Genomic DNA, 23,759 nt, shown 5'->3' on the forward strand with positions numbered 1-23,759 from the left:
TGTACCCTGGAACTTCACCGTTTCATCGACTTGCAGAAAAACACCGACCCGCCAGACGAACGGAGACGCCTGGTGGGCGACGTGGAACCGACGGTTCGACAGCTATTCGGGACGCTTCGCGTTCCGCCCTTCTCGATCGGGCGTCAGGTTGCCGTGTTCGTCGATTTCGCCGTTGACGATGCGGGTGCTCGAGATGATGTCCTCGTCCTCGGCGAGCACGTGTGGAACGACGACGACCTCGAGGGGGTCGTGGCCCTTCTCGCGACGGATTTCGTTGATTCGTTTCCCGCCGTCGACGGTCTCGGGGGAGACGATGAGGTAATCGAACTGGGATTCGGTCGCGATCCCCGTTGGCTCGGTCAGCGTCCGGATTTCGAACGAGCGATCGTACTCCGCGGCGAGGGTTTCGAGTTCGGCCGCGAGGTCGCGCTTTCGCTCTTCGTACGGTCGTACGTAACGATCGACGTGTCGAGTCTTCGGTGCGAGTTCGTCGCTGGTCAACCCCACAGTCACGTCTCCGAGTTCGAACGCCCGTTCGAACAGCTGTCGGTGGCCGTCGTGAACGGGGTCGAACGTCCCACCAAGCGCGACGTCCATACTGCATGGCACTGGTGGGGTGCGTATAAAAGGGTCGAATCGTCCGTTCCACCCCCAGTGCCAACCCTGACTTCGACGATCGTCGAAATCCCTCTTCGCATCGTTTTTTGTACTGGACGTTCCTCCATCCGATATGGGACTTGACGAAGACGCTCTGGACTACCACCGAACCGATCCACCGGGGAAAGTCGAGATTTCGACGACGAAACCGACGAATACCCAGCGTGACCTCTCGCTCGCCTACTCGCCAGGCGTCGCCGCGCCGTGTATGGAGATCCACGAGGACGAAACCGATGCCTACACCTACACGGCGAAGGGGAATCTCGTCGGCGTCGTCTCGAACGGCTCTGCGGTGCTCGGTCTGGGCAACATTGGCGCGCAGGCGTCGAAACCCGTCATGGAGGGCAAAGGCGTCCTGTTCAAACGCTTCGCCGATATCGACGTCTTCGACATCGAACTCGAGGAGGATGATCCGCACAAACTCGTCGAGGCGATCAAGATGATGGAGCCGACGTTCGGCGGGATCAACCTCGAGGACATCAAAGCGCCCGAGTGTTTCACCGTCGAGGAACGCCTCCGAGAGGAGGTCGACATTCCCGTCTTCCACGACGATCAGCACGGAACGGCGATCATCTCCGGGGCCGCACTCGTCAACGCCGCCGAAATCGCCGGCAAGGAACTCGAGGATCTCGAGATCGTCTTCTCGGGCGCGGGTGCGAGCGCCCTCGCGACCGCCCGGTTTTACGTCTCTCTCGGTGCGCGCAAGGAGAACATCCTCATGTGTGACTCCTCGGGGATCATCACGACAGCCAGAGCTGAGGCTGGTGACGTCAACGAGTACAAACGTGAGTTCGCCCGGGACGTCCCGGAGGGAGACCTCGCGGACGCGATGAACGGTGCGGACGTGTTCGTCGGCCTCTCGATCGGCGGAATCGTCTCCCAGGAGATGGTTCGTTCGATGGGCGACAACCCGATTATCTTCGCGATGGCGAATCCCGATCCCGAAATTAGCTACCACGACGCCAAAGACGCCCGCGACGACGACGTGATCATGGCGACCGGTCGCTCGGATTACCCAAACCAGGTCAACAACGTCCTCGGGTTCCCGTTCATTTTCCGCGGTGCCCTCGACGTTCGAGCGACCGAGATCAACGAGGCGATGAAGGTCGCCGCCGCACGCGCACTCGCCGACCTCGCCCGCCAAGACGTTCCCGACGCCGTCGTCAAAGCCTACGGCGACCAGCCGATCCAGTTCGGCCCTGACTACATCATCCCCAAGCCGGTCGATCCACGGGTGCTGTTCCGGGTCGCCCCGGCGGTCGCCCAGGCAGCGATCGACTCCGGGGCCGCCCGCACGGCCCTTGACACTGCCGAGTACGAGGCCCAGCTCGAGGCTCGCCTCGGCAAGTCCCGCGAGATGATGCGCGTGGTGCTCAACAAGGCGAAGAGCGATCCAAAGCGCGTCGCTCTGGCCGAAGGTGAGGACGAGAAGATGATCCGCGCAGCCTATCAGATGCAAGAACAGGGCATTGCGGATCCGATCCTCATCGGCGACCAGAACACGATCACCCGAACGGCGACGAACCTCGGCCTCGAGTTCACGCCGACGGTGGCTGACCCCACCACGGGGGAGTACGACTCCTACGCCGACCGGCTGTACGACCTTCGCCAGCGAAAGGGCATCACCCGCTCGGAGGCGACCGACCTGGTTCGCCGGGACACCAACTACTTCGGCAGCGTGATGGTCGAGGAAGGGGACGCCGACGCCCTCCTGACGGGGCTCACGCACCACTACCCGTCGGCGCTGCGCCCGCCGCTACAGGTTATCGGCACGGCCGAGGACGTCGAGTACGCCGCCGGGGTCTACCTGCTGACGTTCAAGAACCGGATCGTCTTCTGTGCGGACGCGACGGTGAATCAGGATCCCGACGAGGAGGTGCTCGCGGAGGTCACGAAACAGACCGCGAAACTCGCTCGCCGGTTCAACGTCGAACCGCGGGCAGCGCTGCTCTCGTACTCGAACTTTGGCAGCGTCAACAACGAGGGAACCCGGAAACCCCGTCGGGCCGCCGCGATGTTGCAAGCGGATCCCGAGATCGACTTCCCGGTCGACGGGGAGATGCAGGCAGATACTGCCGTCGTCGAGGACATCCTCACCGGCACCTACGAGTTCTCCGAACTCGAGGAGGCCGCGAACGTGCTCGTCTTCCCGAACCTCGAGTCGGGCAACATCGGCTACAAACTCCTCCAGCGTCTGGGCGGCGCCGAGGCCATCGGACCGATGCTGGTCGGGATGGACAAGCCGGTACACGTGCTCCAGCGCGGGGACGAGGTCAAAGACATCGTGAACCTGGCGGGTGTGGCAGTCGTCGACGCTCAACAGGACTGAGGCGCTCAAATCGCTTTTTGGAACGGTTGCATACCGATCGGCGGTCGGGGAATCGTGGCCTACTACTCGAGGAACGAGCACTCGAGACGAACGCGTTCGGGCAGATTATCGACCTCGGCAATACTCACCCCTCTGCGTAGCCTCATGGCTCGAGGCTCGTAGTCGTGTGTATGAGCGACGAACCCGAGAATTCGCTGTCGACAGATTCCGTCCACGCCGGACAGGAACCCGATCCCGCGACGGGTGCCCGAGCGCCGCCACTGTACCAGACCACCTCCTACGTGTTCGAGGACGCCGACGACGCCGCGTCCCAGTTCGCCCTCGAGGAGCCGGGATACATCTACTCGCGACTGATGAACCCGACCCTCGAGACGCTGCAGGAACGACTGGCAACGCTCGAGGGCGGGGTCGGCGCGGCCGTCACTGCCTCCGGGATGGCCGCCCTCGATCTGACGACGTTCCTGCTCGCCGAGGCGGGAGACAACATCGTGAGCGCGTCCTCATTGTACGGGGGGACGTACACCTACCTGACTCACTCCGTCGAACGTCGCGGGATCACGACGCGGTTCGTCGACACGCTCGAGTACGACGCCTACGCCGACGCAATCGACGACGACACCGCGTACGTCCACCTCGAGACGATCGGGAATCCGGCACTCGACACGCCGGACATCGAACGGATCGCCGACATCGCCCACGACAACGGTGTGCCGCTGGTCGTCGACAACACGTTCGCGACGCCGGCGCTATGCCGACCGCTCGAGCACGGCGCGGACATCGTCTGGAACTCGACGACGAAGTGGCTCCATGGCTCCGGGACGACCGTCGGCGGCGTCGTCGTCGACGGGGGATCGTTCCCGTGGGCCGATTACCCCGATAAGTACTCCGAACTGGCCGCGGACAATCCCGCCTATCACGGCGTAAACTTCGCGGAGACCTTCGGCGACGCTGCCTTCACCTACGCGGCCATCGCTCGCGGCCTGCGCGACCTCGGGAATCAGCAGTCACCGTTCGACGCCTGGCAGACGATACAGGGCCTCGAGACGCTTCCCCTTCGCATGGAGCGCCACTGCGAGAACGCCATGGCCGTCGCTGAGTTCCTCGAGTCCCACGACGCCGTCTCCTGGGTGAACTACCCGGGACTCGACTCCCATCCCACCCACGACAACGCGAGCGAGTACCTCGAGGGCGGCTACGGCGGTATGATCACGTTCGGTCTCGAGGCGGGCTACGAGGCCGCCCGGAAGACGGTCGAATCGACCAACCTCGCGAGTTTGCTGGCGAACGTGGGGGATGCGAAGACGCTCATCATCCACCCGGCCAGCACGACCCATCAGCAACTGAGCGACGAGGAGAAGGAAGCCTCGGGGGTCACCGACGACCTCGTCCGACTGTCGGTCGGGATCGAGGATCCGGGCAACATCATCGCCGATCTCGAGCAAGCGATCGACGAAGCGACCTCGAGCTAGAACTGGTTTTGGACAATAAAACCGGTCGTGTTTAGTTTGTCTCATTGTGCCAGCGGGTGAAGGCTTGGAGCCACGAATTAGCCGTCTCTGGATAGACGTGACTGAACAAGTTTGAGAACGAAGACGTTCGTCGTTTTACCTCTCTGTAGACACGTTCAACACTGTTGCAGTCACCGTGACGCTCGTACCGAAACTCGAGGCCACGCCGGTGGAGTGCAGCTTTCAACCAGGCAGCCGAATCAATCAGGAAGACGGCGTCTTCGACGTCGTGTTTCTCCATAAGTTCCGCGAGAAACATCTCGGTGAGAGCGGTTGTACGTGCGGAATACAGCCGAACGCACAAGAATCGGTTGGTCGCTGGATCGACCACTGCATACAGCCAGTATTGGTGTCCATCGATCCAGATCACGGTCTCGTCGAGGGCGACGTGGGTCGGACTGGCACCGTCTTTCGGCGCAAGATCGGCTTTGTGAACCTAGTCATGAACCGCCTTCCGACTCCGTTCGACACCGTATTTCTCGAGTTCTCGAACGGTATTCGAAAGTGACAGTCCGCCCAAGTGGAGGCGAATACCGAGCACCATCAGCTCGCGCGGTGTCCGCTCGCGTTGCACAAATTCCAAGTCGATCCATCCACTAGATTCTCTGAGGCTGGCAGTTTTCGGCATAGGCACCAAAGACTGCCACCGCCTCACCACTTCATACTCAAACTAAACATCGCCATAAAACCGGCCGCAACTTTTTAAGACGAGACGGTGTCGAATTTCGCATGACTGACGTGCAGGTGCTTGCAGTCTGTGGAAGCCTTCGCGACGAGAGCTACACGCGCGTGACTCTCGAGCGGGCGCTCGAGGAAGCGGCCCAAGCTGGTGCGGAGACGGAACTCCTCGACCTCCGAACGTACGACCTCCCGCTGTTCGACGCCGACGTCGACCGGGAAGACGCCGGCGATGCCGAGACGGTCGCCCGACAGATCCGTGACGCCGACGCCATCATCCTCGGCTCGCCGATGTACCACGGCTCGTACTCCTCGACGCTGAAAACGGCCCTCGACTACTGCGGGTTCGACGAGTTCGAGGACAAGACCGTCGGCCTGGTGGGCGTGGCAGGTGGCTCGTTTCCGATAACGACACTCGAGCACCTCCGAACGGTGTGTCGAGCACTCAACACCTGGGTACTCCCCCACCAGGTCGCCGTCCCCCGCGCCCACAGCGTGATCGACGCCGGTGAGTTCGTCGACGAGAACCTCGAAGAGCGGGTCGCGACGCTCGGTCGCCGGGCGGTGCAGTACGCCAGAATCGAGCCCGATCCGAGTTCGTTCGAAGGGGATCACAACGTCGGTGCGTGATCAGGGCTCGAGCGTCTGTTGAAACCGACGCTGGTGGGCCAGAAACGCGAACGCACCGAAGACGAGGATGCCGAGCTGGTAGGCCTCGATGCGGAATATGAGGGCGGTGTCACCGACGACGAACGGTTCTGTCAGCACCGTCCAGTTCGTAAACCAGGCCGAGGCGAGGAGAATCGATGCGCCGAGAGCGACGAGTCCACCCGCCAGTGCCGCGGTGGCGTAACACCGGCGCGACTCGGGGAGCCGGAAGACCCGGCACTCGAGGACGAACTGCACGGTCAGTACCAGCCCGAGGAGGATTCCAGCAACAGTGAGGCCAAGGACACCATCGATCCGTTCGGCCAGAAGGATCCACAGCGGCCAGGCAGCAACGAGCGTCAGCATCGTCGCGATCCGTCGTGGCGTCAACAGCACCTGCACGGGCGCCGTCGCCGCCCCGAAGATGCCGAGCCGCAAGAGCGCGCCACAGAAGAGAATCCCCAGTCCTGCGAGGGCCGCCGCTGCCGTTCGCGTTTCGACGACCACGAGCGTAAACCACAGGCCGACGGCAACCGCCTCGAGCGTCGCCGCACCCGCGGCTGCCGTCACGCCGACGACGCGCCGGCGCGTGTGTCGGCCGAACAGGCCGGGCTGGCGAATGACGCTCATACCCCTCGTATGTGTTTGACACCTTTCGTTATGGGATGCGTTAGCCGCTCTCGAGCCGCTCGCGAGAGACCCGAAACGAGCGGGGATCGCGCCGAGCGAATTGGAAATCGATTTAACCTCGGGTTTCCCCGCTTTTATCCGATGCATGCGATCACGAACAGTGGGTGGATCGAAGTCGTCACCGGCAGCATGTTCTCCGGGAAAACCGAGGAACTCCTGCGACGGCTCCGGCGCGCAGAAATCGCGGGCCAGGATGTAGCGGTCTTTACACCGGCGCTCGACGACCGCTACGGCGAAGACTACATCGGTTCACACGATGGCCGTCGCTGGGAAGCGACTGCTTTGGATCCCGACGGCGACCTCGAGCGGGCGTTCGACGTGCTCAACGGCGAACAGGTGGTCGCGTTCGACGAGGCGAACTTCTTCACGGAGTCGCTGGTCGACATCTGTGAGCGGTTGGCTGCCAACGGCCGCCGCGTCATCGTCAGCGGCACCGACCAGACCTTTCGTGGCGAGCCGTTTCACCCGCTGCCCGACCTGATCGCGGTCGCCGAGTACGTCGAGAAGTTCCGGGCTATCTGTGCCTGCTGTGGCGAGCCAGCCACGCGCAATCAGCGCCTGGTGGACGGTCGCCCGGCACACGTCGACGATCCGACCATCCTGGTTGGTGCTGCGGAGTCCTACGAGGCACGGTGTCGGCACTGTCACACGCTTCGAACCGACTGACGGCATTTCGGGTGACACGGAACGCACGAACGGATAAACGCACACAACAAAACGACATGACCCAGTGGATCGACGACCCTCACGGCGGACGCGACCGCGGCCCGCGAGCGCTCGCTCGAGCGTGGTTCGAGGTGCTCGTTCGACCGCAGCGGTTCTTCCGGACGGGCGTCGCACCGGGCGATCAGGCCCCGGGCCTGACGTTTCTGCTGACCGTCGTGCTGGTCGTCGCTTCGTCGCGATATCTGCTCACGCCAGAGGTCTACCCATCGATCCCGGTCTCGCCCGTGCTCGAGGGCCTATTCTGGATCAGTCTTCTCGTCTTCCTCGTCGCCCCGCTCGGCCTCCACCTCCTCGCGGCGATTCAGACGCTCTTCTTGATGATTGTTGCTCGCGAGCGCGCCGGAATCAGCCAGACGGTGCAAGTCATCGCCTATGCGACGGCTCCGTGTGTCTTCGTCGGCCTCCCGATTCCTGCCGTTCGTCTTCTCGCCTGTTGGTACGGTACGGTGTTGCTGATCGCTGGGCTCCGAATCGTCCACGAACTCTCGGTTGTCCGGGCTATTCTCGCCGGTGCGATTCCCGCAGCTCTCGTCTTTGGATACGGTTTCGGTGGCTTCACAGCGCTCGAGGCGGTCACGAGTAGCCTGCCCGTCTGAGTCCAGTAATCCCGTATTGCTCGCTTTCGCCGCCAGTAGGCTCCGCCTACCGCTACACGCGACTATATCGTATTCGAAAACGTGGCACAGAACTATTTACCGGGATGTTGTCGGCTGTCGTATGCCCAAGCGAGAATCAGAGCAAGCGCCACTCTCAGAGCGCGTCGTGAAAGAAGCCGTCGGCGTCGGGATGGACACGCCGATGCGTGAACCCATTCTCGAGGCCGTCAAGGAGGCCGAAGGAACGAGTCCGCCAGCGAAGCGTGCCATCCCGGCGGTAGGGTTGTTCGGAATCGGAACCGCCATCGGGTACCTCCTCGGTCAGTCGGGGGTGCTCGAGTCCGCGGGCGAAGACGGCGACGGAACGGATCTGGACATCACGTCGGCTGTCGAATCGGAGGCTGAGGAGGAACCGGAGTCGATGGACGAAGCCGAAGCCGAAGGCGAGGGCGAAGACCAGAAATCGGGTGGAATGGCCGGCCGTCTGCTCGTGCTCCTCGGAATCGCCGTCGGGGCCGTGTTGGTGTGGCGTCGACGGCAGGCCGAGGGAGACGAGTGGGAACCCATCGAGGAGTTCGAACCCGCGGTCGATGCGGTGACGATGGACGAAGACGAGGAAGACGAGAGCGAGGAAGCAGCTGAAGCTGACGAGGACATGGGAGACGACATGGACATGGACGAGGAAGAGGCCGGCGGGGACGACGGCGAGCAGGACGACGGCGAAGAAGCCGAAGCCGAGTCCTGAGCGTCGACGCGCTACCCCAGCGTATTCTTGCGGTTCGGACGGTGATCGACGACCTCGAGCGACAGGTGGTTCCTCCGAACAGAAGCGTGTTCAGGATTGTGTGGGACACGACGTGTTCATCCTCGAGTGGGGGTGTAATTGTCGTCATGGATGTGAGGAATGACTGTCGTCACGGAAGTGAAGGAGTGACCGTCGTCATCGAGTGCGACGAGCAACCGCCGCCCTCGAGTGACAATATCGTGAACGGATCCGGTTCCGGATCAGGATCGCGGATCGTACTTGTTCCGAATGAAGATCGCGATGGCGTTCATCAGGAGCAGTATCGTCAACAGGACGACGATCCCCGCCGCGGCGACGTGCTGGAATCCGGCCTGTGGCAGGGTGGCCCACTCGAAGATCATCATCGGCATCGCGCTGAACGGGCTGGTCAACCCATCCGGAGCGATAAACATCGAGGTCGCCGCCCCGATCATCAGGATCGGTGCGGTCTCGCCGATCGCTCGAGACAGCGAGAGGATCGTCCCGGTCATGATCCCCGGTAGCGCACGGGGTAAGACGACGTCCCGGGTGACCTGCCATTGCGTCGCCCCCACGCCGTAGGCCGCCTGTCGCTGTGAGTCGGGCACTGCGCGCAGGGCCTCCTGGGTCGAGACGATCACGATCGGGAGGATGAGCAGGGTGAGCGTGAGCGCCCCGGCGATGAGACTCGAGCCCAGTTGCATGGCCCGGACGAAGATCGCGAGGCCGAGCAGGCCGTAGACGATGGAGGGGACGCCCGCGAGGTTGGCGATGTTGGCCTCGATGAACGATTTGAGCCGGCTCTCGGGGGCGTACTCCTCGAGGTAGACGGCCGCGCCGACGCCGAGGAAGATGGTGAACACTGCGGTCAGGGCGATCAGGAAGATCGACCCGATCAGCGCGGGATATATTCCGGCCCCGCGACCGCCCGGCAGGTAGTTCTCGATCGACTGGGACGGCGGATAGGTGAGGAACTCCCAGGTGACCCATCCCCAGGACTCGTAGATGACGTCGGCGATCAGGGCGATGAGCGCGACGATGCCGACGAGTGTCGAGGCGAAACAGATCGCCACGAAGAGGCGTCCGATCTGTCGTTTTCGCTCGATCTGACCAGATTCGTCCGTGAACGGGGATCGTGCGGTGTCGGTGCTCATTGGTACTCCTCCCGGTAGCGCGATTTGATCCACATGCTAAACAGGTTCATCGAGAGCGTCATCACGAACAGCGTCATCCCGACCGCGAACAGACTCTTGTACCCGATCGAGTCCACCGAGACGTCGCTGATGCCGATCTGCACCATGTACGCCGTCATCGTCTGAATCGGCTCGAGCGGGTCGAACGTGATTTGGGGGTGCATCCCGGCGGCGAGCGTGACGGCCATCGTCTCGCCAATTGCCCGCGACAGCGCGAGAATATAGGAGGCGATGACGCCAGAGAGGGATGCCGGGACGACGACGGTCGTCGACACTTCGAACTTCGTTGCGCCGAGGCCGTAGGCCGCGTTACGCAGGTCGTCCGGTACCGCCGACATGGCGTCCTCGGAGAGCGAGGAGACCATCGGGATGATCATGATGCCCACAACGATGGCTCCCGCCGCGGCGTTGAACGTTCCCGTTTGCGGAAACACGCCCTGTAACAGCGGCGTGATGAACGAGAGGGCGAAAAAGCCGTAGACGATCGTCGGCACCCCCGCGAGGATCTCGAGGGTCGGTTTGATCGTTCGGCGGACACGGGGGCTGGCATACTCCGAGAGGTAGATCGCCGTCAGCGTCCCGACCGGGATCGCGATGATCGCGGAGCCGACCGTGATGAGCAAGGTTCCCCAGATCAACGGCAGGACGCCGTAACTGTGGGGGCGGATGACGGGCGACCAGTTCGTCCCCGTCAGGTACTCGACGATCGACACCTCCGCGAAGAACTCGGCTGAGCCCTGGACGAGAACCAGAATTATGCCGAGAGTCGTGAGAATCGTGACGAGCGCACACGAGAAGAAAACGTACCGGACGAAGCCGTTTTTCCGGTTGTCGATGTCGCTTCCCTGATTCGTGATGTCGACGGCTGAGTCGACGCTCATTCGACCACCGCCTCGAGCGCTTCTCGCAGTCGGTCGTGGTTCTCCTCGAGGCGGCCGTCACCGAGCGCGTAGAACCCGGCCCGGCGAGCAGACCACTGCGTCCAGGTGAGCGTTTCGTCGTCGCCAACTATGTCGGCCTCGGTGGCCTCGCCGTCGATCTCCTCGAAGTAGAATTCGGCGAACCGTCTGACCTCCCTCCGATCGAACGCGCCCGTTCGGAAGTACGCGTACAACGGGCGCGTCAACGGCGAATACGCTTCGCTCTCGATGTGTTCCTGATATGGCCGATAGTATTCCCCGGGTTCCTCGTCGCTTTCAACCGCGATCAGTTTGAGATCGTCCTCGTTTTCCTGGTAGTAGCCGGCACCGCCGAACCCGAGCCCGTATTGGCTCCCGCGTACGCCGCGGACGATGACGTTCGTATCGGCGCTCGCGGAGTAATCCGATCGAATCGCTCCAAGCTCACCGGTAATCGCCTTCGTGAAGAAATCGAACGTACCCGAGGCCGGGTCGCGGCCGTACAGCTCGATTTCCTCGTCGGGCCAGTCCGGATCGTCCGGGCGGACGTCGCTCCAGGTCTGGACGTCCGAGCCGGGTTCCCAGATCCGCTCGAGTTCCTCGAGCGAGAGTTCGTCACACCAGGTGTTATCCGGATGAGTGAAAACGGCGATACCGTCGAGGGCGACGTCGAGTTCGACGTAGTCGACGCCGTTTGCCGAACAGAGGCTCCCCTCGTCGGTCGGGTCACCCTCGTCGATGATCTGGCGGCTCGCGTTCTGTACCTGCGTTTCTCCGCGACAGAAGCGTTGGAAGCCCGCACCGGTGCCAGAACCTCGTACGGGGACTATGACGCGATTGTTTCGCCACTGGAACTCCTCCGAGACGATGGCGCTGTGGGGTAAGACGGTGTTGCTGCCGTCGATACGGATCTCGCCGGAGAGGTCGCTGGATTCGCCGCGAACGAGACAGCCAGCCAATCCGGAGAGCGCCGTACCGGCCACACCGAGTGTGAAGCGACGACGGGAAAGAGTGGTGTCGTCGCCCCTAGAAGCCGGTTCGTTTCCCATTAGTGTGATATGAGCTGAGTACTATCTAAATACCCTACTATGATGACTATATAGGGCTATGTTGTGAACCAGTCACTTGGTGCGTTTGTGGGATCAATACGTTCGAAATACTCGAGAAAATCGTGGTGTAGGATCGACTTTCTCTGCCAGGTTGCCGTCGCTCTATAGATTGCAGTGGATTTATATTGTGCTGAGTAAATCACCCTCCATGGAAACCCGAAAGGTGCAGGTCACCGGCGGCTCGACGTATACCGTCTCGCTCCCGAAAACGTGGGCGACTGACAACGACGTCAGCGCCGGCACCACCGTCGAGTTCTACCCCGATGACGATGCACTCTTGCTCACCCCACAGAGCGATACGCATCGACAAAAAGGAACTCTCGACGTGACGAACCTCGAGGGCGAACGGCTCACGCGGGCGGTGATGACGATGTACGTCAGCGGCTTCGACATCATCGCGCTGGAAGCCAACCGGATCACGACCGATCAACGCCGAGCGATTCGAAGCGCCACGCAAGGACTGGTCGGTGTGGAGGTGCTCGAGGAGACGACCGACAGCGTCGTGATCCAGGATCTGCTCGACTCCTCGGAGCTGTCTATCGTCAACGCAGTCACGCGAATGCGCCTGATCGCGGCCTCGATGCTCAGGGACGCTGTCGAAGCCCTCATCGAGAACGACGACGACATCGCGCGGGACGTCATCGAACGCGACGACGACGTCGACCGCCTCTGGCTCGTCGTCTCGCGTACGTTCCGGGCGACGCTGCGCTCACCGCGGGCCTCGGAGGAACTGGGCGTCTCCCGTGAGGACTGCTTCGACTACCACTCGAGTGCGCGCCAGCTCGAACGGGTGGCCGACCACGCTGCAAAGATCAGCAAACTCGCGCTCAAACTCGAGGCGATTCCCGAGGGCGTCGCCGATGCACTCGAGGATCTCCTGGGCGACACGTTCGACGTGTTCGAGAAGTCGATGGACGCGCTGTTCGCCGAGGACAGCGCCGAGGCGACCGAACTCGGCCACGCCGCCCTCGAATCCGTACTCGAGATCGACGAGCACACCCGCACGATCGACGACATGCTTCGCGACCTCGACTCCGTTCAGGCGCAGTCGCTGGGGCTCATCGTCGACTCGCTCTCGCGAAGCGCCGACTACGGCGGCAACATCGCGGAGACGGCGTTGCAGAAGGCCGCGCCGCGGCCATAGTCCGTCTCTCTTGAGCGGATCAGTTCCTCAACACGAGCAATTCCGCACAAAGCCGGTTTGTGTACGGCATGAGACTCCGAATGCGACAGCCCCAGCGACATCGCTCACAGGTGGAATAACGAAACCGCGAATCGACCAGCCTCCAAACGGGGCGGTCGTTACTCGAGCAGGACGGCGTTGACCTGTCCGGTCTGACCGGGGCGGGAGGTGACGCGGGCCGTGCCTTCGCTCGTGTCGATGAGGGCACCTTTCGTGATGATGTTCCGGCGGACGTAGTTCGGGTTGGCGTCGTTCTCGAGGACGTCCGTGATCTCGGCGGTGACGGTCTCCTCACCCGTGCTCACGCTGGCGACGTCGGTCGCGAGCGCGCGGGTCTTCTCGCCGTTGCCGCGGACGTCGATCGTCCGGAAGCGGGGCTCGCCGACCTGCGTCTCGGTTGGGTGTCGGCCGAGTTCGTGTTTGCGTCGGTTGTTAAACGGCTTCAGTCGGCCGCCGGTGCGCTTGCGCGTAGAGCGTCCATGGTCTTGCATACCCGCACGAAGTCGTGGCGCATACTTGAATGCACCTCTTCGGATCGGCCTCCGAGTAGGAGACGATCACGGCGTTGCGAACGCGAGTTGTGCCCTACACACAATTGCCCGGACGAATCTGCCTCGAAATCGAGCACCGCTTCATCACTCCGAGGGTTAACTCCTGGCCAGCGACCGGATGTGCCCAAACTCCTCCCTGAGCGCTCGGCGTTTGACCAGCACGAACCCGAACGCGATGAGGGCAAACCCGAACACCGTTGCGACGTCGATCACTTCGCCGAGCCACAGCCAGCCGAAGATGGCGGCGAACACTGGCGCGACGTAGGAGACCATGTTGATCTCGACGGCTCCCAGGCGCTCGAGCAGGTCGAAGTACACCAGGAAGCCGAACGCGCTGGCGACGAGGGCGAGATAGCCGAGGGCGAAGAGGGCTTCGGCCTCGAGCCAGGTGGACGGCTCGATGGGTTCCCGGAGGCCGAGACTGAGGAGGTGCATGAGGAAGGCGCCGCCGAGCATCGACCAGGCCTCCATCGTTTCGATGGGCATGGTGCCTTCGATTCGTCGGGTGAGGACGCTCCCGAACGCGAAGGAAGCCGCGGCCAGAAAGACCAGCAGTGTGGCGACGGCGTTGGTCGCCAGCAGATCGTTTGGATCGGGTTGAGCGATGACGATGACTCCGAGCAGTCCGAAGCCAACGCCGACGATTCCCACCGTCGAGAGGGCATCGGAGGGGACGAGCTGTCGGGCGAACCCGGTCGTCAGGACTGGTGAGAGGCTGACGACGATAGCTGCCGCGGCGGCCGTGGTGTGTTGCTGGCCGACGAACAGAAACGCGTGGTAGGCGGCGATCAGGAACACCGAGCCGATGGTGACCAGCAGCCACTGGTCGCGTCCTCGAGGAAGGACGTCACCGACGGCGTAAGCCGCGTAGGCGAGCATGATGACGCCCGCGATGTCGTATCGGATTGCTGCAAACAACACCGGGGGGAAGTACTCGAGACCGGCGCCGATGGCCACGAACGCGGTTCCCCAGACGGCGGCGAGCGCCAGGAAGAGGACGAAGTTACGGTACCTGCTCACGGCTACCTGTTCGTCGAAGACGACCTATGGGTTTCGATCCGAAGGTCGGCAATTGGGTTCAACTCGCCCTCAAGTCTGGAACGGTGACGCCAAACGCCGGATTTACCGGCTACCCCGACGGGTTCGAGGCCGAGTTCACGGACAAGCCCCACCCTCAAAGCGCCGAAGGCGCTTAGGGTGGGGTAGTTGACATGTCGGTACCGTCGCTCGAGATACAGCATTCGAGTACGGTACCGGGACACGGTGCTCGAAACCCGGTACTGAGAGACGTCACTCGAGGCTGAGTCCTGCGTGCCAGCGGTCGACGCCCGCCTCGCGTTTGACGGCGTCCATCTTCGCCAGCAGGTGGGTCGCCAGCGAGGCTGTTTCGGCGGCTCGAGACTCCCCTTCGGTGCGGAACTCGCCGGTGATGCGGTTGGCGTAGACGGAACAGATGGCCCCGGCGCGGAGGCCGTAGACGTTCGCGATGGTGAGGATGGCGCTGGCTTCCATCTCGATGTTCGCGACGTTGGCCGCGGTGAGTTCGTCGACCAGGTCGTCTGCACCGGCAGCCTCGAATCCCTCGAATCCGGGTCGGCCCTGGCCGGCGTAGAAGGAGTCGGCGCTCATCGTGATCCCCGTGTGGTAGTCGTAGCCCAGCCGTTCGGCCGCGGCGACGAGTGCGCTCACGACCTCGTAGTCGGCCGTCGCCGGGTAGTCCTCGCGGACGTACTCGTCGCTGGTGCCCTCCTGGCGAACCCCGCCGGTGGTGATCACGAGGTCGCCGACGTCCATCTCGGGTTGGATCGCCCCGCAGGAGCCGACCCGGATGAACGTCTCACAGCCGACGCGGGCGAGTTCTTCGAGCGCGATGGCGGCGGAGGGGCCTCCGATCCCCGTCGAGGTGACCGAGATCGGCGTCCCGTCGTATGCGCCCGTTGCCGTCCGGTACTCGCGGTGGTGTGCGCGTTCCTCGTGGTCGTCCCAGTGGGCGACGATCTTCTCGACGCGTTCGGGATTCCCCGGGAGGAGCACGGTGTCGGCCACGTCGTCGGCCCCGACCTCGAGGTGGTACTGTACGTCGGCGTTCGGATCTTCGCTGTCGCCGGTCATTGAGACCGGAAAGTTCGTCCCGCCATCGTATATAAATGCTGGACGGCCGTGGATGGACGTATGGGCAGGGATCAGTCCGCAGAGGACTCGAGCGAGTCGGGACACCGAACCTCGAGCGCCAGTGATCAGAGCGGCTCGAGCCCCGGGGAACAGCGAGGGCCGGATGATGACACAGCGCCGGGGGCGCTCACGGACACCTACGCCGCTGCCATCCAGCACGATCTGGTCGACCTCGAGCCCGAGACGACGCTCATCGGCGTCGTCCGACAACCCCCACCGTGGTTTCACGCCGCTGTCGAGGAGAACGTGCGGGAACTCGGGCCACCGTCGTCGTTGCTCGAGGAGACGAAAACAGCCGAGGAGGAGTTGAAGATGCAGGGGCTGTGTGCGGAAGGAGCCCACAACGCCGCCTGGGAGCAGGTAGACTTCGTGAGTCGATATCGAACTCACCTCGAGACCGACGCGGACGCCCAGGATGCACTCACGAGATTACGGGAGCGACTCGAGAGCGGCGAATCGATCGCGCTGGTGTGTTTCGAGAACACGAACAAAAAGTGCTGTCACCGGACGGTGCTTCGGGAGGTACTCGAGGGAGAGTAGCGCGTTCGGTCACCGTCGACTGTCACGTCGCCTGGTCGGCTCGACTGTCATCCACATTTTCCGGTTCGTCACACGACGCCGACACCACCCGGCCAGCGAGTCGGTCGTCGACGACCCGACCCAGGATTTCGACCTCGATCGGCCCCGCCGGTGGCACCTCTTCGAGTTCCTCGAGTCCTTCACAGACGAGGACGTTCATGGGGCTGGTCGCGGATGGATGCTCGGCGAGTAGCCGTCCGTCCTCGTCGACGGACACCTCGAGGCAGTATCGGTGGCCAACCTTCAGGGAACCGCTGACGAGGTCACGGATGGATGTCATTGAAGTCAGAACCGGTGAATATCCACGTCCTCTGGATCGGCCGGGTTGAGTTCGGTCGCACAGTCCGCACAGAGGCTCGAGCCCCGGTCGTAGTGGGTGTGACAGACGAGTGAACCGCAGTTGTCACATCGCTCCTGTGCTGGCCGACTCTCGCAGATCTGACACAGGCCGCTGACGCTCATACCGGGTGTACGACCTCGAGTGGCTTAACTCGCGGGTCGTCAGATGGGTCGTGAAGTGTGGTCGGGTGATCGTTCATCCCGGCAAATGCTATGATTACTATATCTATTTACTCTAAAGGGTGTAGTTTCATGCACAAAACAGTGCTCTGAGTGCCTCCTCGAGCGTCGATCAATCCACGGTTGGCGCATCCTTTAGGAGGTTCGAGGCATTAGTTCAGGTGTGCAGCAGTCTCCGCTCGTGCTGGTCATCGCCGCGCTCTTTGCGGGTATGACGGCGTTGCTCGTCATCGGCTCGGTCGTCTCCGGGTCGCCGGTCGCGTTCCTCGCGGCGCTCCCGCTCGGAGCGACGGCGTACTTCATGTACTACCACGGGAGCGGGAAGCTCCTCGAGCGGGTGTATCGCCGGGAGGCCCGGCGTCGTCGCATGGATAGCCAACAGCGACAGCGTGGCGGCTTCGGCGCTGGCCCCCGTGCCCGCGGTGATCCCCGTACGAGGGCCGAACGGGAGGCACGATTCGGCGGCAGTCGGAACTGGACTCGAGGCACTTCATCCCGATACGACCCTCGAGACCGAGCGCCGCCGCCCTCGAGCGGGCCGACGCGGGCCGAAGCCCGGTCGGTGCTCGGCGTCGACCCGACGGCCGAACAGGCGACGATCAAGCGGGCCTACCGCGAACGGGTCAAGGATGTCCACCCGGATCGGGGCGGCGACGAAGCCGAGTTCAAGGCAGTGACGGCTGCTTACGAGCGATTGAGCGACTAGTCGACGTCGGCGCCGAGAGGGATTTAACCACTACCGCTCGAGCTCCGGGACATTCGGCCCGAACTTGCCGACGATACCCGAATCGGAAACCCGATCGCGAAGCAGTCGACGGTTCTCTTGTCGTAGCTGTTCGGGAGCAGCATCGTCGATGAGCAGCCGTGAGAGAGTCTCGCCGAACTGCTCGCTGGCGAGGAAATCGGTGACGTTGACGTACGTCGCACCAGCATCGATGAGTTCGACGGCGGCGGCGGTGTCGTCGGCCCGAAGCAAAACGTCTGCATCGGTCTCAGTCGAGAGCACGTACTCGGAGAGTGACTGCTGTGGCGGCGTCGACACGATCAGCTCTGCCTCGGCGGGGTTGCAGAGATCCCACGCGACGTCGCTCATCGCGTCACCGAAGACACAGACCTCGTGGTACTCTCTCGCGAGTTCGAACCGATCCGGGTCGTTCTCGATGACCACCACCGGCTTGTCGAGTTCGCGACAGACCGTGACGACGCTGCTCCCAAGTTTGCCGTAGCCGATGACGACAACGTGATCGGACAGCGGTTCGTCCGGAAGGGCGCTCCGGGAGCGAATTGTGTCCTCGGTCGCCCCGAATATCCCGGTTCGCTCGAGCAGTCGGTAGAGTTCGTCCTCGTAGGTGTAGGTCAGTGTGGACGTGACCATCGTCGCCGCCGCAGCGAGCAATATGGCGTCGAACAGCGATTGGGTGATTTGGCCGGCCAGCAGGCCGCTGATGGCGAGAATCAGTGAAAATTCGCTGATCTGGTCGAGGCTAAAACTCGTGAGCGCGGCCGTCCGCGTATCGTAGCCCTGATACACCAGCCCCCAGATCGTCACCACCGGTTTGACGAGAACGATGCCCACGATGAGCACGCCGGCCATGACGAACACGTCAGCCGACGGCCGCACGACGAGGCTGCCGAGCGTGACGAAGAAAATCGCCGTAAAGAAGTCCTCGATCGACTCGAGCGCCGATAGGAGTGCGAGATTGTACTCGAAGTCCTGTGTAATCGAGAGGCCGGCGGCGAACGCGCCGACGACGATCGACACTTCAAGGATCTCTGCAAGGGCGAGAAAGCCGATGAGCAGTCCGATTCCCGTTAGCATAATCAACTCGTCGGAGTCTCCCGAAAGGGTGACCAGCATTCCGAACAGGTAGATCCGGATTACGACCGCCGCAGCCAACAGTAACACGCCATAGCCGAGCTGGAGTGCGATCCCGTCGACGGAGAACGTCGCGGCTCCGAAGATGAGGATGATTCCGACGGCGAACAGATCCTGGACGAAGTGAATCGACTCGGTCAGCCGCCCGTGAATCAAGTCGAGGCGGATTTCGCCCTGGGCGAGTTCCCGGCCGACGAGTGACGAACTCAGCGCCGCCGCCGTTGCGAAGTAGGCCGCGGACAGCTGATCGAGGCCGAGCAACAGTGCGATACCGAACCCGGTGGCACCGACGACGAGAATCTGGATGGCGGCGACGTGTTCGCTATCGCGGGCAACTGAGAGAAACCGACGCGGTTCGGCGTGAACCCCGAAGACGAAAACGAGGAAGGCGATGCCGAGTTGGGCTAGCTCCAGCGTAATTCCCCGACCGATGAGCGGACTCACGCCGATTCCGACGAGGATGTACAGTGGTACCGATGGAATCGGATACCTGGTTGCGAGCAACAACACGACTGCGGCCGTGATGAAGATAATCGCCAGCGGCTCGATCAACTCAGACATTCGACTCACCTCCACGGTCGGAATCGCTCGAGTCGGCCTCTCCGGGAGCCGTTACTTCGACCGCCGATCGAAGGTGGTCGATGTCCGTTTCGACGGCGCTCAGGAACGCCTGGCGATCCGTGAGATACCGGGTGAGGTACCGTCGGATCTTGAGCCCGGCCAGAACGGTCGGCAGGGTCACGTAGTGGGCTCCCTCGTCGTACAGGTCGAGTGCCTGTTCGACGCTATCGGCTTCGACGATAACGATCGCCTCGTCGGCCGATTCGCGGATAGCGAGTTCGTTGATGTCGGTCTGTACCGACGACGACATCACGACCGACGCCCGGCTGAGACCCGCTTCCTTGCGAAGTTCGCCGTGTTTGAAGTCACCGTAGATGACGTCGTAGGGGGTATCCGCAAAGCGGTCAGATGTGGCCGGGTTTCGATCGACGATGACGACGTCCCCGACTGTCTCGTGCAGCACCGGAAGCACTGGCTCGGTCACGTCGTCGACACCGACCACGACCGCGTGGTCGGCGTACGTTTTCAGTTCGACGTCCCGTTTATCGTCGCTCTCGAAGCGGCTCCACAGCGGTTTCGTCAGGGCGTACAGCTGATGGTTGTACTTGATGAGGTACGTCGAGAGGCTCATCGTGACGATCGCCATCAGGCTCAGATAGCCGAGAATCGGCTCGCCGATGAACCCCTGTGTGACGGCCAGTGCGCCGACGACGAGCGAGAACTCGCTGACCTGCACCATGTTGAGGCTGCCGAGAAACGACGTCTCGGGGGTGAAGTTTTCGTAGTCGATGAGCGCGAACATGATGAGGAAGTTTCCGACCATGAGCACTGCCGACGCGATGAGCGCTTCCTGCCAGAAGGCAAAGAGGTCGTCGGCGGCGATTCGAAGGCCGATGCTCGAGAAGAACACCACCATGAACAGATCCGTCAGCGGGCGAATGCGCTCGGTGAGTTCGCTGGTGTACTGCACCTGTGCGAGGCTCAGCCCTGCGAGGAAGGCCCCAACCTCGATGGAGAGGTTCATCTCCATCGAACCGTAGATGAAGAGGAACGCCCAGGCGATGCCGACGATGAAAAACGCCTCTTGGTCGCCCGCCACGGCGCGAAAGAGCTGGGGGAGGAAGTACCGGGCGGCGACGTACGAAAAGACCCCAATCGCGGCCATCAGGACGAAAATTCGCCCGATGTTGATCGCGATGGTCGTCGGGTCGGCGAACGATTCGGCGCTCAGGATTGCGAGGAGCACGACGAGATAGATGTCCTGGATGATCAACACGCCGACGTCGATCTTGCCGGGCAGCGACGTGAGTTCGTCTTTGTCCGCAAGTACTTTGACGATGATCGGAGTCGCCCCGAACACGGTTGCGAGGGCGATGATCGTCGTCTGCAGCAGATCGAATCCCAGCGCGTAGGCGACCCCGAAGGCGAGCGCCGTCTGTAGAATCGTCTGCCAGATTGCGATGTTGATTACCGGTCGAAGAATCTCGCGGATATCGTCTATACGAAGCTTGAGCCCGAGTAAAAAGAGGAGAAATCCCAGTCCGAGTTCCGCCATCAACTCGACCAATTCGCCCTCGGTGATGACGTCGAGAAAAACCGGCCCAAGGACGATCCCGGTAAAAATGTACGCGACGATCGTCGGCTGTCCCGACAGCCGGAAGAGATAGCCAAGGGTGACCGCTGTCAGCATGATCAGCGCGAAATCAGCAGCAATCGTGACTGTTCCCTCGACCATTGATCAGTACTGGTGCATTTGCGGACGGTACTTTTGAGGTTGGTGGTTCACCGTGTTGTAGGCTGGTACGACGCTCGATTGGTGATTGCGGGTGACGATTCTCGAGGTCGGTTTCGGCCGAGCGAACAGCAGCCAGGGCGGTGATCAATTCGAACCCGACGTCTCGATTGCTATGAAATCCGTTCCAACAACGATTCTAACTCGTCGTGGGCCTCCGGCGTGCCAATTACGATGAGCCGATCGCCGACTTCGAAGACGACATTGTTCTCGATCACCGATCTCACCTCCCCCTCGCGCTCGAGCCCGAGCAGTGTCGTATCAGTTTTCGCTTCGATCACGACTTCGTCCTCCCTAACCCCAGCGAGCCCCGAATCCTCGGTCACGGAGTACCATTGGATGAGTTCCCCGCTACTCGATTGCTCGGTGAGTTGTCCAGCGATTGGCTGGTAGTACGCGCCGACCAGAAAGAGGCCGAACGCCCGCGCTTGCGCGTCGGTCAGCTCGACGATTTCTTCGTAGTCATTGTTGGTGTGCTCCCGATAGAAGAGCTGTCGTTCACCCGAGGGTCGGATCACTACTGCGAGACTTTGGTGTGGATCGAGGTACAACTCGTACCGCTTTCCGATGCCCGGGAGGATGGTTTCCTTGACTTCGAACGGCATACCTGCATAGTGGGGGACGCTTCACTTATACCTCCCTTCGCTTTCACCGCTGTGTCGGAGTCGTCATCGGATACTCGGCGGACTGCCCAATCGCCGAACGCGGTTTTCGAGTGGGCACGATGACCGAAGCACTGTACCTCAAGCGGTACCCCGTTTCGACGACGTCCACGGACTGTATGGAGCTGTGAAGCCGCCACCACCGTGCCACATGCTGGCATCCGACGGGAAGGCTTTTGCCGTGTGACTTGCTATCAGCGCATATGAGCCGTGACCGGGCTCTCCTCGAGCGAGCCCTGGAACGTGGCGAACAGGACGGTGGGAACGTCGAGTTCAAGGAACGACTCATCGAGTCAGTTCACCTCGAGGGGGGCCGCCGAGAGAGTCTGGCGGCACAACTTCGCCACCGCGTGTTGTCGGGTGACGGCGAAGCGACCTACGTCGTCGGCGTGACCGACGACGGCGGCCTTGCCGGCATCGACGCCGAAACGTTTTCTGAGTCGATGGACGTCCTCTCGTTGCTCGCCGAGGAAGCCGAGTGTCACATCGAAGACGTCCAGACCTGGGGGATCAACGACGGCCTGGTCGGCGTCGCCCTCGTCGAGGAGGGTGCCGTCCTCGAGACCGACGACGATCACGTCGTCATCGGAACGGCCGGGCACGTCGACCACGGGAAGAGTACGCTCGTCGGGTCGCTCGTCACCGGTCGTCCGGACGATGGCGACGGGGCGACTCGAGCATTCCTCGACGTCCAGCCACACGAAGTCGAACGTGGGCTGTCGGCCGATCTCTCCTACGCCGTCTACGGCTTCGACGACGATGGGCCGGTACACGTCACCAACCCGAATCGCAAGCAAGATCGCGCGCAGGTCGTCGAGAACGCCGACCGTCTCGTCTCGTTCGTCGATACTGTGGGTCACGAGCCCTGGCTTCGAACGACGATCCGCGGGCTCGTCGGACAGAAACTCGACTACGGCCTGCTCGTCGTCGCCGCCGACGACGGCCCGACACGGACGACTCGTGAACACCTCGGCGTGCTCCTCGCGACCGAACTCCCGACCATCGTCGCGCTCACGAAGACCGACACCGTCGACGACGACCGTATCGAAGACGTGACGCTCGAGGTCGAGCGCCTGCTCCGTGACGTGGGTAAGTCGCCGCTTCGGATCGAACGCCACGGCGTCGACGCCGCCGTCGAGGAGATCGGTGATACCGTCGTGCCCATCGCCGAAACCAGTGCCATCACCATGGAGGGACTCGACGTGCTGGACGAACTGTTCGATCGACTCCCGAAAACCTCGCGCAACGAGGGCGACTTCCGGATGTACATCGATCGCAGTTACTCCGTGACCGGCGTCGGGGCCGTCGCCTCGGGCACCGTCATGAGCGGCGAGGTCGAAGCCGGCGACACCCTCCTGCTTGGGCCGATGGCCGATGGCACCTTCCAACAGGTCGACGTCCGCTCGATCGAGATGCACTACCATCGGGTCGATCAGGCCCAGGCCGGTCGCATCGTCGGCATCGCCCTCAAGGGAGTTCACGAACGGGACATCGAGCGCGGGATGGTGTTACTGCCCGGCGACGCCGACCCCACTCCAGTGCGAGAGTTCGAGGCCGAAGTGATGGTTCTCAACCACCCCACGCGGATCGGCGACGGCTACGAACCCGTCGTCCACCTCGAGACGATCGGTGAAGCCGCCGCTTTTTACCCCGAGGAGGGTCGCCTCCTGCCCGGTGATCGGGGTCGGACGCGGGTTCGGTTCAAGTTCCGCTCCTATCTCGTCGAGGAGGGTCAGAAGTTCGTCTTCCGGGAGGGTCACAGCAAGGGCGTCGGAACGGTTACGGATGTGTATCCGGCGGACTGAGTGGTTTCTTTATCCGTTTGACTGTGTGGGAGGGAGTCGGTTCCTCAGAGTCACGTGATCCGAGAGAGCGTTCTCTCTCGCCATCACGGGAGATTTCGAATTTCACGACCTGCTCGAGAAATAGTACTAGCTGCAACGAATTACACATTGATCGCCGATACGTCTGGCGATCAGGTGTGCATTGACTTGCAGTGGCTACTATAGTCCCACGAGACAAGCACACCGACCATCCCTCACTGACCGTATTCGTGAGAGTCGGCTAT

At 62.4% G+C, this 23,759-nt stretch carries 23 protein-coding genes and 2 pseudogenes; 11 read left to right on the forward strand and 14 right to left on the reverse strand.

Going from position 1 to position 23,759, the window contains the following annotated elements; translation table 11 throughout:
• Window positions 1-102: 102 nt before the first annotated feature.
• Window positions 103-597 (reverse strand): phosphopantetheine adenylyltransferase, encoded by a 495-nt coding sequence (locus NGM68_RS14725; protein ID WP_252698993.1) that lies wholly within the window; start codon window positions 595-597, stop codon window positions 103-105.
• A 133-nt stretch (window positions 598-730) separates the two neighbouring features.
• Here NGM68_RS14725 and NGM68_RS14730 point away from each other — a divergent pair, with 133 nt between their 5' ends.
• Together NGM68_RS14730 and NGM68_RS14735 are read left to right on the forward strand one after the other, a co-directional pair.
• Window positions 731-2,986, forward strand: coding sequence for an NADP-dependent malic enzyme (locus NGM68_RS14730; protein ID WP_252698994.1), 2,256 nt, complete (start codon window positions 731-733; stop codon window positions 2,984-2,986).
• A gap of 170 nt (window positions 2,987-3,156) precedes the next feature.
• Window positions 3,157-4,455: an O-acetylhomoserine aminocarboxypropyltransferase/cysteine synthase family protein gene (locus tag NGM68_RS14735; protein ID WP_252698995.1), complete on the forward strand. Its 1,299-nt coding sequence runs from the start codon at window positions 3,157-3,159 to the stop codon at window positions 4,453-4,455.
• A 31-nt stretch (window positions 4,456-4,486) separates the two neighbouring features.
• Here the strand turns inward: NGM68_RS14735 and NGM68_RS14740 are convergent.
• Window positions 4,487-5,122, reverse strand: a pseudogene (locus NGM68_RS14740) (IS6 family transposase).
• A 101-nt stretch (window positions 5,123-5,223) separates the two neighbouring features.
• On the opposite strand from NGM68_RS14740, the gene NGM68_RS14745 reads away from it, so the two are divergent.
• Window positions 5,224-5,802, forward strand: a complete 579-nt coding sequence (locus NGM68_RS14745; RefSeq protein ID WP_252698996.1) for an NADPH-dependent FMN reductase — start codon at window positions 5,224-5,226, stop codon at window positions 5,800-5,802.
• Here the strand turns inward: NGM68_RS14745 and NGM68_RS14750 are convergent, their stop codons facing one another.
• Window positions 5,803-6,450: a hypothetical protein gene (locus tag NGM68_RS14750; RefSeq protein ID WP_252698997.1), complete on the reverse strand. Its 648-nt coding sequence runs from the start codon at window positions 6,448-6,450 to the stop codon at window positions 5,803-5,805.
• A gap of 141 nt (window positions 6,451-6,591) precedes the next feature.
• Between NGM68_RS14750 and NGM68_RS14755 the strand changes: the two genes are divergently transcribed.
• The 3 genes from NGM68_RS14755 (at window position 6,592) to NGM68_RS14765 (ending at window position 8,577) form a co-directional block, all read left to right on the forward strand.
• Window positions 6,592-7,176: a thymidine kinase gene (locus NGM68_RS14755; protein WP_252698998.1), complete on the forward strand. Its 585-nt coding sequence runs from the start codon at window positions 6,592-6,594 to the stop codon at window positions 7,174-7,176.
• A 56-nt stretch (window positions 7,177-7,232) separates the two neighbouring features.
• A complete protein-coding gene (locus tag NGM68_RS14760) occupies window positions 7,233-7,832 on the forward strand; it encodes a YIP1 family protein (protein ID WP_252698999.1) in 600 nt (199 codons plus the stop codon).
• Between the two features lie 121 nt (window positions 7,833-7,953).
• Window positions 7,954-8,577, forward strand: a complete 624-nt coding sequence (locus tag NGM68_RS14765) for a hypothetical protein (RefSeq protein WP_252699000.1) — start codon at window positions 7,954-7,956, stop codon at window positions 8,575-8,577.
• A 260-nt stretch (window positions 8,578-8,837) separates the two neighbouring features.
• Here NGM68_RS14765 and pstA read toward each other — a convergent pair whose 3' ends face one another.
• The 3 genes from pstA to NGM68_RS14780 are packed head-to-tail and all read right to left on the reverse strand — an operon-like array spanning window position 8,838 to window position 11,736.
• Complete coding sequence (gene pstA, locus NGM68_RS14770; protein WP_252699001.1) at window positions 8,838-9,749, reverse strand: phosphate ABC transporter permease PstA; 912 nt, start codon at window positions 9,747-9,749, stop codon at window positions 8,838-8,840.
• Window positions 9,746-10,669, reverse strand: a complete 924-nt coding sequence (gene pstC / locus NGM68_RS14775) for a phosphate ABC transporter permease subunit PstC (protein ID WP_252699002.1) — start codon at window positions 10,667-10,669, stop codon at window positions 9,746-9,748. Before pstC ends, pstA begins: the two co-directional genes overlap by 4 nt.
• Window positions 10,666-11,736 (reverse strand): PstS family phosphate ABC transporter substrate-binding protein, encoded by a 1,071-nt coding sequence (locus NGM68_RS14780; protein WP_252699003.1) that lies wholly within the window; start codon window positions 11,734-11,736, stop codon window positions 10,666-10,668. The genes pstC and NGM68_RS14780 overlap by 4 nt, the downstream gene beginning before the upstream one ends.
• A 208-nt stretch (window positions 11,737-11,944) precedes the next feature.
• Between NGM68_RS14780 and NGM68_RS14785 the strand changes: the two genes are divergently transcribed.
• Window positions 11,945-12,940, forward strand: coding sequence for a phosphate uptake regulator PhoU (locus tag NGM68_RS14785; protein ID WP_252699004.1), 996 nt, complete (start codon window positions 11,945-11,947; stop codon window positions 12,938-12,940).
• 158 nt (window positions 12,941-13,098) lie between these two features.
• On the opposite strand, the gene NGM68_RS14790 is transcribed toward NGM68_RS14785, so the two are convergent.
• Both NGM68_RS14790 and NGM68_RS14795 read right to left on the reverse strand, forming a co-directional pair.
• Window positions 13,099-13,470 carry a 30S ribosomal protein S8e gene (locus NGM68_RS14790; protein ID WP_252699005.1) on the reverse strand — a complete coding sequence of 124 codons (372 nt, stop codon included), beginning with the start codon at window positions 13,468-13,470 and terminating at the stop codon, window positions 13,099-13,101.
• 156 nt (window positions 13,471-13,626) lie between these two features.
• Window positions 13,627-14,550, reverse strand: a complete 924-nt coding sequence (locus tag NGM68_RS14795; RefSeq protein ID WP_252699006.1) for a DMT family transporter — start codon at window positions 14,548-14,550, stop codon at window positions 13,627-13,629.
• 56 nt (window positions 14,551-14,606) lie between these two features.
• On the opposite strand from NGM68_RS14795, the pseudogene NGM68_RS14800 reads away from it, so the two are divergent.
• Window positions 14,607-14,726 (forward strand): annotated as a pseudogene (locus NGM68_RS14800) (transposase); the annotation flags it as partial.
• A gap of 94 nt (window positions 14,727-14,820) precedes the next feature.
• Here NGM68_RS14800 and NGM68_RS14805 read toward each other — a convergent pair.
• Window positions 14,821-15,642, reverse strand: coding sequence for a nucleoside phosphorylase (locus NGM68_RS14805; RefSeq protein ID WP_252699008.1), 822 nt, complete (start codon window positions 15,640-15,642; stop codon window positions 14,821-14,823).
• A gap of 60 nt (window positions 15,643-15,702) precedes the next feature.
• Between NGM68_RS14805 and NGM68_RS14810 the strand changes: the two genes are divergently transcribed.
• Complete coding sequence (locus NGM68_RS14810) at window positions 15,703-16,242, forward strand: DUF488 family protein, N3 subclade (RefSeq protein ID WP_425493577.1); 540 nt, start codon at window positions 15,703-15,705, stop codon at window positions 16,240-16,242.
• 22 nt (window positions 16,243-16,264) lie between these two features.
• On the opposite strand, the gene NGM68_RS14815 is transcribed toward NGM68_RS14810, so the two are convergent.
• Together NGM68_RS14815 and NGM68_RS14820 are read right to left on the reverse strand one after the other, a co-directional pair.
• A complete protein-coding gene (locus NGM68_RS14815; RefSeq protein ID WP_252699009.1) occupies window positions 16,265-16,561 on the reverse strand; it encodes a hypothetical protein in 297 nt (98 codons plus the stop codon).
• Between the two features lie 5 nt (window positions 16,562-16,566).
• Complete coding sequence (locus NGM68_RS14820; protein WP_252699010.1) at window positions 16,567-16,743, reverse strand: hypothetical protein; 177 nt, start codon at window positions 16,741-16,743, stop codon at window positions 16,567-16,569.
• A gap of 220 nt (window positions 16,744-16,963) precedes the next feature.
• Here NGM68_RS14820 and NGM68_RS14825 point away from each other — a divergent pair, with 220 nt between their 5' ends.
• A complete protein-coding gene (locus tag NGM68_RS14825; RefSeq protein ID WP_252699011.1) occupies window positions 16,964-17,506 on the forward strand; it encodes a J domain-containing protein in 543 nt (180 codons plus the stop codon).
• Window positions 17,507-17,536: 30 nt separating this feature from the next.
• On the opposite strand, the gene NGM68_RS14830 is transcribed toward NGM68_RS14825, so the two are convergent.
• The 3 genes from NGM68_RS14830 to NGM68_RS14840 form a co-directional block, all read right to left on the reverse strand.
• Window positions 17,537-19,237 (reverse strand): cation:proton antiporter, encoded by a 1,701-nt coding sequence (locus NGM68_RS14830; RefSeq protein WP_252699012.1) that lies wholly within the window; start codon window positions 19,235-19,237, stop codon window positions 17,537-17,539.
• Window positions 19,230-20,972 (reverse strand): cation:proton antiporter, encoded by a 1,743-nt coding sequence (locus tag NGM68_RS14835; RefSeq protein WP_252699013.1) that lies wholly within the window; start codon window positions 20,970-20,972, stop codon window positions 19,230-19,232. The genes NGM68_RS14830 and NGM68_RS14835 overlap by 8 nt, the downstream gene beginning before the upstream one ends.
• 170 nt (window positions 20,973-21,142) lie before the next feature.
• On the reverse strand, window positions 21,143-21,634 hold the full coding sequence (locus tag NGM68_RS14840; RefSeq protein ID WP_252699014.1) for a cation:proton antiporter regulatory subunit: 492 nt from the start codon (window positions 21,632-21,634) through the stop codon (window positions 21,143-21,145).
• A gap of 260 nt (window positions 21,635-21,894) precedes the next feature.
• Here NGM68_RS14840 and NGM68_RS14845 point away from each other — a divergent pair, with 260 nt between their 5' ends.
• The gene (locus NGM68_RS14845; protein ID WP_252699015.1) at window positions 21,895-23,496 is read left to right on the forward strand and encodes a GTPBP1 family GTP-binding protein; all 1,602 of its coding nucleotides are present in this window, start codon (window positions 21,895-21,897) and stop codon (window positions 23,494-23,496) included.
• Window positions 23,497-23,759: the final 263 nt, after the last annotated feature.

The sequence above is a fragment of the Natronosalvus vescus genome, from assembly GCF_023973145.1.
Lineage (GTDB): Archaea > Halobacteriota > Halobacteria > Halobacteriales > Natrialbaceae > Natronosalvus > Natronosalvus vescus.